This is a genomic window from Vibrio sp. Isolate30 (assembly GCF_022397975.1).
Taxonomy (GTDB): domain Bacteria; phylum Pseudomonadota; class Gammaproteobacteria; order Enterobacterales; family Vibrionaceae; genus Vibrio; species Vibrio fortis.
Genome location: NZ_JAKEUS010000008.1, coordinates 76,267 through 90,540 on the forward strand (window position 1 = coordinate 76,267; position 14,274 = coordinate 90,540).

12 protein-coding genes are annotated in these 14,274 nt (G+C 46.5%); 5 read left to right on the forward strand and 7 right to left on the reverse strand.

Annotated features, from left to right (window positions below; genetic code table 11):
* Positions 1-120: 120 nt before the first annotated feature.
* The gene (gene glnA / locus L1D60_RS17285; RefSeq protein ID WP_032551090.1) at positions 121-1,530 is read right to left on the reverse strand and encodes a glutamate--ammonia ligase; all 1,410 of its coding nucleotides are present in this window, start codon (positions 1,528-1,530) and stop codon (positions 121-123) included.
* A 553-nt stretch (positions 1,531-2,083) separates the two neighbouring features.
* Here glnA and typA point away from each other — a divergent pair.
* The gene (gene typA / locus L1D60_RS17290) at positions 2,084-3,913 is read left to right on the forward strand and encodes a translational GTPase TypA (RefSeq protein WP_239842201.1); all 1,830 of its coding nucleotides are present in this window, start codon (positions 2,084-2,086) and stop codon (positions 3,911-3,913) included.
* Positions 3,914-4,076: 163 nt separating this feature from the next.
* Here typA and L1D60_RS17295 read toward each other — a convergent pair whose 3' ends face one another.
* Both L1D60_RS17295 and L1D60_RS17300 read right to left on the reverse strand, forming a co-directional pair.
* Positions 4,077-4,607, reverse strand: coding sequence for an AAA family ATPase (locus L1D60_RS17295; protein ID WP_239842202.1), 531 nt, complete (start codon positions 4,605-4,607; stop codon positions 4,077-4,079).
* A 14-nt stretch (positions 4,608-4,621) separates the two neighbouring features.
* The gene (locus tag L1D60_RS17300) at positions 4,622-5,263 is read right to left on the reverse strand and encodes a DUF2959 domain-containing protein (protein WP_239842203.1); all 642 of its coding nucleotides are present in this window, start codon (positions 5,261-5,263) and stop codon (positions 4,622-4,624) included.
* A 40-nt stretch (positions 5,264-5,303) separates the two neighbouring features.
* On the opposite strand from L1D60_RS17300, the gene L1D60_RS17305 reads away from it, so the two are divergent.
* Genes L1D60_RS17305 through L1D60_RS17315 form a run of 3 tightly spaced genes read left to right on the forward strand, consistent with a single transcriptional unit; the run spans position 5,304 to position 7,597 of the window.
* The gene (locus L1D60_RS17305; protein WP_239842204.1) at positions 5,304-6,245 is read left to right on the forward strand and encodes a virulence factor BrkB family protein; all 942 of its coding nucleotides are present in this window, start codon (positions 5,304-5,306) and stop codon (positions 6,243-6,245) included.
* Complete coding sequence (gene dtd, locus L1D60_RS17310; RefSeq protein WP_239842205.1) at positions 6,217-6,651, forward strand: D-aminoacyl-tRNA deacylase; 435 nt, start codon at positions 6,217-6,219, stop codon at positions 6,649-6,651. The genes L1D60_RS17305 and dtd overlap by 29 nt, the downstream gene beginning before the upstream one ends.
* 10 nt (positions 6,652-6,661) lie before the next feature.
* Entirely contained in the window at positions 6,662-7,597 is a 936-nt protein-coding gene (locus tag L1D60_RS17315) for a bifunctional GNAT family N-acetyltransferase/hotdog fold thioesterase (RefSeq protein ID WP_239842206.1), read from the forward strand.
* Between the two features lie 46 nt (positions 7,598-7,643).
* Here L1D60_RS17315 and L1D60_RS17320 read toward each other — a convergent pair whose 3' ends face one another.
* The 4 genes from L1D60_RS17320 to hslR form a co-directional block, all read right to left on the reverse strand.
* Positions 7,644-9,635, reverse strand: coding sequence for an AsmA family protein (locus L1D60_RS17320; RefSeq protein WP_239842207.1), 1,992 nt, complete (start codon positions 9,633-9,635; stop codon positions 7,644-7,646).
* Positions 9,636-9,794: 159 nt separating this feature from the next.
* On the reverse strand, positions 9,795-11,420 hold the full coding sequence (gene pckA, locus L1D60_RS17325; RefSeq protein WP_032551101.1) for a phosphoenolpyruvate carboxykinase (ATP): 1,626 nt from the start codon (positions 11,418-11,420) through the stop codon (positions 9,795-9,797).
* 337 nt (positions 11,421-11,757) lie between these two features.
* Positions 11,758-12,636 (reverse strand): Hsp33 family molecular chaperone HslO, encoded by an 879-nt coding sequence (gene hslO / locus L1D60_RS17330; RefSeq protein WP_239842208.1) that lies wholly within the window; start codon positions 12,634-12,636, stop codon positions 11,758-11,760.
* Positions 12,637-12,654: 18 nt separating this feature from the next.
* Positions 12,655-13,041 carry a ribosome-associated heat shock protein Hsp15 gene (hslR, locus tag L1D60_RS17335; RefSeq protein ID WP_239842209.1) on the reverse strand — a complete coding sequence of 129 codons (387 nt, stop codon included), beginning with the start codon at positions 13,039-13,041 and terminating at the stop codon, positions 12,655-12,657.
* A gap of 316 nt (positions 13,042-13,357) precedes the next feature.
* Between hslR and gspC the strand changes: the two genes are divergently transcribed.
* Positions 13,358-14,254 (forward strand): type II secretion system protein GspC, encoded by an 897-nt coding sequence (gene gspC / locus L1D60_RS17340; protein WP_239842210.1) that lies wholly within the window; start codon positions 13,358-13,360, stop codon positions 14,252-14,254.
* The last annotated feature ends 20 nt before the right edge of the window (positions 14,255-14,274 follow it).

The window sequence follows — 14,274 nt, forward strand, 5'->3', positions numbered from 1 at the left end:
GAATGGTACGAAGCAGAAGAGAAGTGAGGAACATAAAAAAGGCCCGCCTGCGAGGCGAGCCTAATATTTAGTGGGCGATTCTTACAAGATTGCAGTAAGAATGCTTATCTCTACCAGAGATTAAACAGAGTAGTACAGTTCAAACTCAAGTGGGTGAGTTGTCATGTTTACTTTCTCTACATCTTGAGACTTAAGGTCGATGTAAGAGTCGATGAAGTCATCAGAGAATACACCGCCAGCTGTTAGGAACTCACGGTCAGCGTCTAGACACTCTAGAGCTTCTTTTAGTGAGTAAGCTACCGTTGGGATTTCTGCTGCTTCTTCAGCTGGTAGGTCGTATAGATCCTTATCCATAGCTTCGCCTGGGTGGATCTTGTTCTTAATACCGTCAAGACCAGCCATTAGCATTGCTGCGTAGCATAGGTATGGGTTCGCCGCTGGGTCACCAAAACGTAGCTCGATACGACGTGCTTTAGGGCTTGGTACCACTGGGATACGGATAGAAGCAGAACGGTTACGTGCAGAGTAAGCAAGCATAACTGGAGCTTCGAAGCCTGGTACAAGACGCTTGTACGAGTTTGTTGCTGGGTTAGAGAATGCGTTGATAGCGCGAGCGTGCTTGATAACACCACCGATGTAGTAAAGTGCTGTTTCAGATAGGCCGCCGTACTTGTCACCAGCAAATAGGTTAACACCGTCTTTTGCTAGAGATTGGTGAACGTGCATACCAGAACCGTTATCACCTACAAGTGGCTTAGGCATGAATGTCGCTGTTTTACCAAATGCGTGAGCAACGTTGTGTACAACGTACTTGTAGATTTGAGTTTCGTCAGCTTTAGTCGTTAGCGTGTTGAAGCGAGTTGCGATTTCGTTTTGACCCGCAGTTGCTACTTCGTGGTGGTGCGCTTCTACAACTAGGCCCATCTCTTCCATTACTAGACACATTGCAGAACGGATGTCTTGAGATGAATCAACTGGAGCTACTGGGAAGTAACCGCCTTTAACGCCTGGACGGTGACCTTTGTTACCGCCTTCTACGTCAGAACCTGTGTTCCATGCCGCTTCGATGTCGTCGATCTTGAAGAAAGAACCAGACATGTCTGTTGCGAACTTAACGTCGTCAAATAGGAAGAACTCTGGCTCAGGACCGATTAGAACTGTGTCTGCGATACCTGTAGAGCGCATGTACTCTTCAGAGCGTTTTGCGATAGAACGTGGGTCACGGTCGTAGCCTTGCATTGTTGCAGGCTCAAGGATGTCACAACGGATGTTTAGCGTTGCGTCTTCCGTGAATGGGTCAAGAACAGCAGATGATGCGTCTGGCATCATTACCATGTCAGATTCGTTGATGCCTTTCCAACCAGCTACAGAAGAGCCGTCAAACATCTTACCTTCTTCAAAGAAGTCTGCGTCAACTTGGTGAGCAGGTAGAGAGATGTGCTGCTCTTTACCTTTAGTATCTGTAAAGCGTAGGTCTACAAATTTAACTTCGTTCTCTTGGATCAGCGATAGTACGTTTTCTACTGACATCTTGGATAACCTCCAGTGTTATTAATTTGGTATGTGCTCGATTCGGTCGAAACTAGCATTGATTAATGTCTTTCGGTGCATTAATCGATGCTGTTTTAACTAAAGCTAAAAGCGTGCCAAAAAATTTAATCCATTAATTTCAATAATTTAGCTTGTTTGTGTTTTTCTTGGTGCGTTTCTTTGCACCAAAATGATCACGCGTTGCACTGTTGTGGTGCAATGGTTTGGTTGTGCACCAATATGAGTCACAAACGGGTACCATTCAGCAACGATTTGCATTGGTTGTCAATCCACTTTTTTATTTTAAGGAGGGATTTCACGGGCTTGGCTGAGATAAATAGAAGGCAGGGCTCTTTTGAATAGTGAGCAGCTGATGGCCGATTATCTAACGGGAATAAACGCCTGTGGAAAAAGGCTTTGGTTCAGATCACATATTTCTGGGGTTTTTGCTAGAATCTGGTATATTATTGACCGTTTTTTTAATCAAGCTAGTGGCACTTACCCTGATTTTAGAGGTGATGTGCGGCTACTTTTATGAGTGAATCGAGAATCCATGTCTACTCCACAGATTGATAAGTTAAGAAATATCGCGATTATCGCGCACGTTGACCACGGTAAAACTACGCTGGTTGATAAACTGCTACAACAATCAGGCACACTAGAATCTCGTGGTGAGACTGAAGAGCGCGTAATGGACTCGAATGACATCGAGAAAGAGCGTGGCATTACCATCCTTGCTAAGAACACAGCAATCGACTGGAACGATCACCGCATCAACATCGTAGATACTCCGGGACACGCGGACTTCGGTGGTGAAGTAGAGCGTATCATGTCTATGGTTGACTCAGTGCTACTGATTGTTGACGCAGTAGACGGCCCAATGCCTCAAACTCGTTTCGTAACGCAAAAAGCATTCGCACACGGTCTTAAGCCAATCGTTGTAATCAACAAAATCGACCGCCCAGGTGCGCGTCCTGATTGGGTTATGGACCAAGTATTCGACCTATTCGACAACCTAGGTGCTTCTGACGAACAGCTAGACTTTAAAGTAGTTTACGCTTCTGCACTTAACGGTTGGGCTTCTCTAGAAGAAGGCGAAACTGGCGAAGACATGGAACCACTATTCCAAACTATCGTTGAAGAAGTAGCAGCACCACAAGTTGACCTAGACGGTCCACTACAAATGCAAGTTTCTCAACTAGATTACAGCTCTTACGTTGGTGTTATCGGTGTTGCTCGTGTAACTCGTGGTAGCGTTAAACCAAACCAACAAGTAACAATCGTAAGCGCAGACGGTAAAACTCGTAACGGCAAAGTTGGCACAGTAATGGGCTACCTAGGCCTTGAGCGTCACGAAGTTGAACAAGCGAACGCGGGTGACATCATCGCGATCACTGGTCTTGGTGAGCTGAAAATCTCTGACACTATCTGTGCTCAGAACCAAGTTGAAGCGTTACCAGCACTATCTGTAGATGAGCCTACAGTAACAATGACGTTCCAAGTAAACACGTCTCCATTCGCAGGTAAAGAAGGTAAGTTCGTAACTTCACGTAACATCCTTGAGCGTCTAGAGAAAGAACTAGTACACAACGTTGCACTACGTGTTGAACAAACAGACGATCCAGACAAATTCCGCGTATCAGGCCGTGGTGAACTTCACCTATCTATCCTGATCGAAAACATGCGTCGTGAAGGCTTCGAGCTAGCAGTATCTCGTCCAGAAGTAATCATCAAAGAAGAAGATGGTCAACTAATGGAACCGTTCGAAACTGTAACTATCGACGTTATGGAAGAGCACCAAGGCGGCATCATGGAGAACATCGGCCTACGTAAAGGTGAGCTGACTGACATGTCTCCAGACGGCAAAGGTCGTGTACGTATGGACTTCGTTATGCCATCTCGTGGCCTAATCGGCTTCCAAACTGAGTTCATGACGCTAACTTCTGGTTCTGGTCTTCTTTACCATACATTCGATCACTACGGTCCACACAAAGGCGGCGAAATCGGCCAACGTGTGAACGGTGTACTAATCTCTAACGGTATGGGTAAAGCGCTAACTAACGCACTATTCAACCTACAAGAGCGTGGTCGTATGTTTATCGGTCACGGTGTTGAAGTATACGAAGGCATGGTTGTTGGTATCCACAGCCGTGACAACGACCTAACAGTTAACGTACTGAAAGGTAAGCAGCTAACGAACGTTCGTGCATCTGGTACTGATGACGCACAGGTTCTTACTCCGCCAATCATCATGACACTTGAGCAAGCTCTAGAATTCATCGATGACGACGAGCTAGTAGAAGTAACACCTGAAAGCATCCGTATCCGTAAGAAGTTCCTAACAGAATCGGATCGTAAGCGTGCTTCACGTGCAGCGAAATAATCAGCTTTAACTGATTGAGATTAAAAAGCCCCGAGTAGCGATGCTGCTCGGGGCTTTTGTTTTGTATGAGAGTAGATACGAGTAAGCGGGATGAGAGATACGAAGAGCCTCTTCCAAATCTAACCATCGTCATTCCAGAACCGAGGGACGAGATATCTGGAATCTAGCTTTTGATTCCTAAGTGACTTTCAACGAACTGAACACGCTCTTCAACCGTCATAAACGGCACTTCAATCACTTCATATCCGAGCTGCTGATAGAGGGCGACTAGGCTGTCGTGAATCTCTAACGCACCCTCAAACGGATAAGGGCGCACCTCATCTTGAACGTAGATACTTGCTTCCGGACGACACAAAAAGACTTGAGGGTAGTAGCCCTGACTCGCCTTTAGATACTTCTCATCAATCTCTAGCTTTGCCTGAGACAGGTAACCACAGATATCAGGGATAGCGCGATCGAGAAATGAAATGGAGTGTTGGTTGGCTTGCGCCTTCTGCTCCCTCATCACCTCTAAACAGAGTGCAGCAAAACCGGGCAGGTCGACCCAAGGCAGTATGCCACCTTCAATTTGGCTCTGTTGTTCAATTAACTGACGAGAAGCCTCGGCAAAGGTGGCGTAGTGGCGATCTGCAAGTGCGTTAACCAAGGTTGTTTTGCCCGCACCAGGGCCACCACTAATGATGATAGGTTGCATTGGTTTGCTCTGATTTATTTCTGGTTTAGCTGCGCAAGAAACTTATCTGATTCTTCAATAGCTGCATTCATCTGTTTGATTGCAAAGGCAATGTCTTTTTCTAAGCTCATGAACTCACCCTGCAATGAGCCGACTGCACTCGCATTTAGGTTATGCTTAAGATAAAGCGTGTTGTCGCGAAGAGTGTTGAGCACTGGGTCCATTTTCTTTTCGGCACGCTTCATTGCTGAGAGCATAGTTTGATAAGAGGATTTGGTTTCTCGTAGCTTTTGCTCACTCGAGCGGCGTAGCGAAGCGCTGGTGTAGAGGTTGAGCTCTTCTTGCCACTCGGCGAATAGTGCATCAGAGACATCTTCGATTGCAGAGATACGATCACTGACGTTTTGTGCGGCTTTCTCGCTGTCTTGGTATTTGTCGTTGATCTTGTTGTACATGCTCTCAAGGTCACCGCCATTGAAATTCGTCAGGCTACTGAGGGCTTCTAGGGCGCTAGTGAACTCTTCTTGAGCGTCTTGTTGTGACTCTTTGGCGTCTTCTACACGGTCGACCATAATATCGCGCTTGTGGTAACCCACTTGCTCCATGGCAGAGTAATAAGCCGACTGACATCCAGTTAGGGTAAAAATAGATAGCACTAAGGCGAGTAAATAAGGCATCCTTGGTTCCTATATACAATTAATCAACATTATTAGGACTATGAACGAGTTACATGGGAGTTACAAGTTGAAGATCCAAAAGACAACCGAACTCGGCCTCGCGTTCTCACAATACCTGATGGCGCGGATGAAACACGATCGGGTAAATGTGAATGCGGGCTACTTGGCATACATCACCTTACTGTCGATAGTGCCTATGCTCGCCGTACTGCTTTCGATACTCTCTTCCTTCTCGGTATTTGCTGATGTTGGAGTTGTGATTCAGAAGTTCATCATCAATAACTTTGTTCCGGCCTCTGGGGATGCGGTGCACAATGCATTGCAGGAGTTCGTCGCTAATACCGGCAAGATGACAGCAGTTGGTAGTGGTTTCTTGTTTATTGCAGCAATGATGCTGATCTCTAATATTGACAAGAATCTTAACTATATTTGGCGGGTGACCGCTAAGCGTCGTCCTGTCCATTCGTTTTCTATGTATTGGATGGTCCTAACACTTGGGCCAATCCTAGTTGGGGCGAGTATCGCATCTACATCGTATGTCACTTCGTTGAACTTGCTGCAGCATGAGGCTGTGTCTGGGCTGTATAACTTTGTGATTCGCAAGCTGCCACTCATTCTCTCTTTTTTCTCATTCTTTGGTCTGTACTTGCTGGTCCCTAACAAGAAGATTAACTTCTCGCATGCAGCGGCAGGTTCGTTGGTTGCGGCCCTTCTTTTTGAGCTAAGCAAGAAAGGCTTTGCCGCTTATATTACCCAATTTCCGTCTTATCAGTTGATTTATGGGGCATTGGCAGCGATTCCGATCTTATTCGTGTGGGTTTATTTGTGTTGGTTGATTGTATTGGTAGGAGCTGAGGTGACCGCTGCACTTGGCGAGAGTGAAAAGTGGAGTGAGACGAAAGAAATGGTACACTCTACCGATAATCAAAAAGTTCCAGAACAAGGAAATCACAGTGATAGCACTGATTCAAAGAGTAAGTGAAGCTGCCGTTCGCGTAGATGGTGAAGTAGTTGGGGAAATCGATAAAGGCTTATTAGTGTTGCTGGGGGTTGAGAGAGACGACGACGAAGCAAAAGCAAAACGCTTAATGGAGCGCGTTACGACCTACCGAGTTTTTGAAGATGAAGACGGAAAAATGAACCTCAATGTTAAGCAGGTTGAGGGTAAGGTTCTCGTAGTCTCGCAATTTACTTTGCCAGCTGACACAAAGAAAGGGACACGTGCGGGCTTTTCTCGCGGCGCACACCCTGCCGATGCTGAACGTCTTTACGACTATTTCTCGGATCTATGTGAGACCGTATTACCAACGGAACGTGGTCGATTTGCAACAGATATGAAGGTTTCCCTGATCAATGATGGCCCTGTGACATTCTGGCTACAAGCTTAAAGGAATAAGCATGTTTAAACTCATTACTCCAACCACGGAGAATCAACTCAACAAGTATTATCACTTTCGTTGGCAGATGTTGCGAGAGCCTTGGCGCATGCCTGTGGGCTCCGAGCGTGATGAGTACGATGGCATGAGTCATCATCGAATGATAGTTGATGGCCGTGGTAGACCAATGGCGATAGGACGCCTCTACATTACGCCAGATCTCGAAGGCCAAATCCGCTACATGGCGGTAAAAAATTCGCGCCGCAGCAAGGGTATGGGTTCTCTTATCTTGGTTGCACTAGAGTCTCTAGCCCGACAAGAAGGTGCGAAACGCTTGGTGTGTAACGCGCGTGAGGATGCCATCTCATTCTATGAAAAGAACAGTTTTGAGCGTCGTGGCGAGATTAACGACCAACGTGGTCCGGTGCGTCACCAGCAAATGGTTAAGCAGCTTGATCCTATGGCGGACGTACTGCGCAAGCCGGAATGGTGTAATGAGCTGCAGCAGCGTTGGGAGCATCAGATCCCTATCAGCGACAAGATGGGCATTAAGATCAACCAATACACTGGCTATCAGTTCGAGTGTAGCGCTCAGCTTAATCCGAACCTTAACCCCCACAACACGATGTTTGCGGGCTCTGCGTTCACCTTGGCGACCTTAACCGGTTGGGGGATGACTTGGCTGCTGATGAAAGAGCGCGGTCTGACAGGTGATATCGTATTGGCAGACAGCAACATTCGTTATCGCCACCCGGTAGAGCAAAACCCAGTTGCGTCGACTTCGCTAGATGGTATCAGTGGGGATTTAGACCGACTCGCTTCTGGGCGCAAGGCGCGAATCATCATTCACGTGACAATTCAGAGTGGTGATGTGGCAGCGGTTGAGTTCACTGGGACTTACATGCTGATCCCAGATTACAAAAAGGTTCTTAACTCTACCCAGAACGTCTCAGAGTAATCGAACCAATTAAACAGACTTACGCCACTCCTTGCGAGTGGCGTTTTTATTGGCAGCTCTCTTTCTTAATGAGTTGTGCTTGTGTCACTAATCCCGAGACTTGGTAGCACTCACTCGTTAGAGAAAGCGTCAAACTGTGCGCTTGTGGCGTCACGAGGTCGAGTTCTCCACTGACCTCACCTGTGAGTGTCACGGGTTGCGGCTGGTCGCCTTGTTGTGTTGCACCAATAATGTGCAATGGTGATAGGGACAACTGACCACGGTTGAGCTCGGCTTTAATGTCGGACACCTCAAAGTTCACGATGTGGGATAGTGGTGCTTCACTGCTTGGTTTTTCATTGCTTGGTTCTTTGCTCACTTGGGTGTCGTTAGCGGCAAAATTGATGATTCCGTTGCGAATGCTGCCCTCGATCTTTGCGGTAGCCGAGTGTCTGAGCATAAGGTCATCTCCAGCTAAGCCTGAGGCTTGCAACTCAAACTCACCGATCCCCGAGGTTTCAAATGGCAGTGCTAAGTATGGAATGAATGGCGACAGTGGTACGCCATCAGCACTGATGGTTGCTTGCCAAGGTTGGCTAACTTGATTGAAGTCGACTGTGGCTTGAGCCTCAATATAGCCCTGTTTGAGTGGTGCAAACAGTCGCTTGAGTTTCCATTGGCCTTGGTGGCTCGTCATTTCAACCACAGGTTGGGCAGACAAGATGCTTTGGTAGCTGGCGTCATTGGCACTGGCGTTCAGCTCACCCTCCCACAATCCCCATTTCCCTTGCTCTATCAAGGTAAGCCCGTGACCTTCAACGTGTAACCCTGAGACTTGCCAATATGGCTGCTGAGCCAACTGAATGCGCTGGCTTCTCTCGACATTAAGTCTAGCTATTGATAGTGAGTCGATGGCTTTCAGCCAAGGTTGTAACTTGTTGAGCGGTGCTTTTTCATCGGCGGACTCTGTGACCCATTTGACTCCACGAATGTCCAGCTCTTGAAGGTTGATGGCGCTAGGGCTCACCTGACCATTCAGCTGGATACTGCCTTGCTGCCATTGACTATAGAAGTCGTTAATCTCTATCTGATCTTCTTGTAGCGTCAGCTTGAGGTTAGGCTCAATCCATTGCTCATCATTAAGAGACAGGCTCTCCGCCTGCAGTGAAAAGTATCCCTGCTCTTGATGCCATATCTTGAACGGCAATTGGATGTTTTCAAATGATGCACTGAAAGCGGCGAGGTGACCTTCTTGCCAAGCGATGTCACTTTTCAATATATCTAGGCTATTGATATGGCTGATGTTGAAGTTAGGAATGCGCCAGTCTGAACCTTGCAACTGTTGAACTTGCTTTCGGTTGAGGTGTAAGCCATCTATGGTGACATTGATCAGCGACCATCCGCTTGGATACTGTTCAGCCTGTCCCGACACTTTAGCGCCGCGCCAGTCAAACGATGCGCCATAAAGGGTGCTATCTTGTGGTTTCAAATCGAGGTCGATAAGGAAATTATCTAAGGCTTCGTTTTGCCAAAAGATTTGTCCCGCCTTGAGCTGAATTTTCCCGTTTGGTAACAACTGCTGTGAGCTCGCCCAATCAGGGTTAGCGATTTGGATATCAACATCTCGGGCATTGAACTCTGATGTTGAAAAATCTAGGTTGTTGATTGCTAATTGATGCAGCTTAATCTGTGGGTGAGTTAGTTGAGCCTTAAGCATAGTTAACTCTTCGGTTTGCCACTGAACACCACTGATTAACAATGAATCTAGTTCTAGCTGTGCTGTGAAAAAACTATTGGGGCTGAGCCAAAGCTGAACTTTGTCGATGTATAGCGGCTCGGATTCCTGACTGTTTGAGCCAGCCGTGATGCCTTGTAGGGTCAGCTGGTAAGGAGCTTGGTACTCAACGTCTTCTACTGTGATTGGGTGCTCTGTAGAGTGTTTGAGTAGGAAGTTGGCAATGTCGGTACGATATTGGGTCTGCAAGCCAAGTAGCAGCGCCGCAATGGCTGCGACGAGGACAGATAACACAATCCCAACTACCATGATGACTCTTTTCATTCCTAGCGCACCTTCCATTTCTTCGTTGCTCAAAATAGAGTGGAACAAAATACGCGCTGCGGCAACAAAAAAGCCCCTCAAAAGAGGGGCTTGCTACAAAAATATCGTTTTTAAGAGGGCATTAGCGACAAGGCTTTGCCCTCAGAGCAGATTGAACAATTAATCCAGTTGTGGGCCTGCAGAAACAAGCGCCTTACCTTCATCGTTGTCGGTGTACTTATCAAAGTTGTTGATGAAGCGTTCCGCAAGGTCTTTCGCTTTGCTTTCCCACTGTAGTGGATCCGTGTAAGTATCACGTGGATCTAGGATTGTTGGGTCAACATCGTGCAGTGCTAGTGGCACCTCTAGGTTAAACATTGGGATAACCTTAGTTTCTGCATCGTCGATTGAGCCATCTAGGATTGCATCAATGATACCGCGAGTATCTTGGATAGAGATACGCTTACCGCTGCCGTTCCAACCTGTGTTCACTAGGTATGCTTCTGCACCCGCTGCTTCCATACGCTTCACAAGTACTTCTGCGTATTGAGTTGGGTGGAGCGTTAGGAACGCCGCGCCAAACGCTGCAGAGAACGTTGGAGTTGGCTCTGTGATACCACGCTCAGTACCTGCTAGTTTCGCTGTGAAGCCAGATAGGAAGTGGTACTTCGTTTGCTCTGGAGTTAGCTTAGAAACGGGTGGTAGAACGCCAAATGCATCTGCAGTTAGGAAGATAACTTTCTTCGCATGGCCTGCTTTTGAAACTGGCTTAACGATATTATCGATATGATGGATTGGGTAAGAAACACGTGTGTTTTCTGTTTTTGAACCATCATCAAAGTCGATAGAGCCATCGCCACGTACCGTTACGTTCTCTAGCAGTGCATCACGACGGATTGCGTTGTAGATCTCTGGTTCTGCTTCTTTCGATAGGCGAATGGTCTTCGCGTAACAGCCACCTTCGAAGTTGAAGATGCCGTCGTCATCCCAACCGTGCTCATCGTCACCGATAAGTTGACGTTTAGGGTCTGTAGATAGGGTTGTTTTACCTGTACCTGATAGGCCGAAGAATACTGCTACGTCGCCTTTCTCGCCAACGTTTGCGCTACAGTGCATAGAAGCGATGCCTTGCAGTGGAAGCAGGTAGTTCATCATTGCGAACATGCCTTTCTTCATCTCACCGCCGTACCAAGTACCACCGATGATTTGTACACGCTCAGTCAGGTTGAACGCCACAAAGTTTTCAGAGTTTAGGCCGTGTTCTTGCCATTTCGGGTTAGTTGTTTTCGCGCCGTTCATTACAACGAAGTCTGGTTCAAATGTTGCCAGCTCTTCTTCGGTAGGGCGGATAAACATGTTCTTAACGAAGTGCGCTTGCCACGCTACTTCAGTGATAATACGTACGCTCAGACGCGTATCAGGGTTAGCACCACAGTAACCGTCAATTACAAACAGGCGTTTGCCAGATAGCTGTGTAGTCACGAGTTCTTTAAGGTCGTTCCACACTTCAGTTGTAATCGGTTTGTTATCATTCTTACCTTGATCCGACCACCACATAGTGTCGCGAGTCGTATCGTCTTTAACAATGTACTTATCTTTTGGTGAGCGGCCAGTAAAGATACCAGTGTCAACAGCAACAGAACCCAGCTCGGTTACTACGCCTTTTTCGTAGCCTTCTAAGCCTGGAAGAGTTTCTTCCACGAACAGCTGCTCGTAACTTGGGTTACGCAGTACTTCAGTTACGCCAGTAAGTCCGTGTTTAGTAAGATCAATTTGTGCAGCCTTTGTATGTTCCATAACGGTCATAGGTGCTCCTTGTAGGATATTTTGTAGGGATTTTGTATTAATTTTTTGTTGTTATCTGCTCACCATGCTAGCAACGAGACATGGGGGAAACAGGGATATAGCTCAAAAATTATCCATATTTTCCATGGGGTTTTAAGTGTCTCGTCACATATTGGCCCAACTAGTCTATCCTGTACGCAAACCTTTGCGCTAGGGGCTTGAACATTATTAATTGATTAAAATTAAGCGGTGATTTTATTACGAAATGTTACGGGTTTTGCGCTATTTTGATCACAAAAAAGGCCAGCTTTGCGCTGACCTTTTTGGGGTAAATTACGTGTTTTTAGAACGGCGTAAATTAATGAACCGTATTGCTGCCTTTATCTGCGGCTTCTGCGAACAGAGCATCAACGTCGTTCTTATCAAAAGAGTAATTCGTGCCACAGTAATCACAGTGTAGAGCAACGCTACCTTCAGTACTGATGATGCTGTAAATCTCTTCTTGAGCCACAGTGATGATAGCTGCGCCACTGCGCTCACGTGAACAACCACAGAAGAATTCAACCGGTTGCGGTGTGAACAGCTGTACTTTCTCTTGGTTGTATAGACGGTATAGAAGTTCGTTTGCTTCTAGAGAGAATAGCTCTTCATTTTTTACCGTTGCCGTTAGCTGCTCTAGGTGCTCAAAATCGTCAGGTGTACCAGTGCCGTCTGGCATTACTTGTAGAAGCATGCCTGCTGCGTGTGGTTTACCTTCGTGTTCACCAGTACGTAGCCATAGGCGCGTTTTAAGCTGTTCAGAGTTTGCGAAGTAGCCTTCAAGAACGTCTGCTAGCGTGTCGCCTTCTAGTGCCACGATACCTTGGTAACGCTCACCTTTCTTAGGATCGATGGTGATCACTAGGTAGCCTTTACCCATAAGGTCGTGTAGGCCTGCGTCATCAGCGATATCGCCTTCAAAGCGTGCTACACCACGGATCTTCTGGTCGTGATCACCGTTGATTACTGCTAGAGATACTGGGCCGTCACCTTGCAGTTGCATAGTGATAGAGCCTTCAAACTTTAGAGTCGCAGTAAGAAGAGTCGTTGAAACTAATAGCTCACCAAGAAGCTTTTGAATAGCCGCTGGGTATTCCTTGCTAGAAATAATTTGTTGGTACGCTTCGTCCAGTTGTACCAATTCACCACGTACCGATAGGTCTTCAAATAGGTAGCGATTTAAAACGTTGTTTGCCATTTGGCGATTCCTTCTAGCTTATTGATGCTTGAACTTGATGATGTCACGACGTTGCTTTTTGTCAGGACGACGTTCAGGGCTTGGGTTATGTGCATGTAATTTACGCTGTTGGGCGTGTGCTTCACGCTTTGCCAAGCTTTCTTTCGTTTCGGTATAAAGGGCTTGAGCTTCTGGAGCTCCGCGGCGCTGATCAGAAATCTTCTCGATCGTTACCGTCTTTTCTTCATTGCCTTGACGCAGTGAAATTACTGCCCCAAGTTCTACGATTTTGCTTGGTTTGCTGCGTTGACCATTATAGTGGACTTTACCACCATCGACCATATTGCGAGCAATAGAGCGAGTTTTGTAAAAGCGTGCTGCCCACAACCATTTATCTAGTCTGACAGCTTCATTAGCAGTTTTCATATGGCGCTGTGCCTTGTAAGTGAAAAAATGAATGTGGTTAAACTGAGTAAAATCAGCTCGCAACTTGTCATAGATGATGCTTATCACATTTGGTAGAAGCTAAAGTGGTGGCAAATGTGTTTTTTTTCAAGGCATACTGCAAAATAGCTCACGTTATGATTTTTTATGCGTCAGCTATGATATAGTTTTGGATCCTATGCTAAATGAGTAATTGGCGTAGAATTTATGTACAAAAAAGCTGAGAGCTTAATGATTTAGCGCTCTCATCTTCACAAAAGGGTTTAGGCAAGTGAAGTTATTAGAGCTCAAAAATCGCATGGGAAATTCTCCCCTGTTGAGCCGCTTAATAGAGAATGGATTTGTATTTCAGCAAAAGCTGAGCCTGATAACTTGCTGTGTATTGATTGCCGTTTCTGCATGGATACTAGGGCAGTTAGCTTGGTTGATTGAACCTGCAGAGCAGTCTGTTACGCCATGGAAAGCGCAAGCCTCGTCATCTTCTCGACCACAATCTACGCTTGATATTTCTTCTCTCCAAAAGAGCAACTTTTTTGGTGAGTATAATGCTGAAACGCCGAAGGTCGTTGAGCAGCCCGTCATTCAAGATGCTCCTAAGACGCGCTTAAACCTAGTATTGGTTGGTGCGGTAGCAAGCTCAGATCCACAACGCAGCCTTGCGGTTATTGCTAACCGTGGCAAACAAGCGACTTACGGTATTAACGAAGAGATAGAAGGAACACGCGCTAAACTTAAGGCGGTGTTGATTGATCGCGTGATCATCGATAACTCTGGTCGTGACGAGACTCTGATGTTAGAAGGTCTGGAATACAAACGCTTATCGGTCTCTGCACCAGCGAAGCCTCGTGCATCGGCGTCCGTACGTGGCAATAATCCGGGCTCAGCCGAAGAGAAGCTTGATGAGATTAAAGCGAAGATCACCAAAGACCCACAACAAATCTTCCAATATGTGCGCCTTTCACAGGTGAAACGCGACGGTAATGTGATTGGCTATCGTGTCAGTCCTGGAAAAGATCCCGAACTTTTTAAATCTGTTGGGCTCCAAAGTGGAGACATCGCGACTCAGCTTAATGGACAAGACCTGACCGATCCCGCTGCTATGGGCACTATTTTCCGTTCTATTTCTGATTTGACCGAGTTGAATTTAGTGGTCGAAAGAGACGGACAGCAGCATGACATTTTTATCGAATTTTAAAACATTTCGCCAAGTGAACG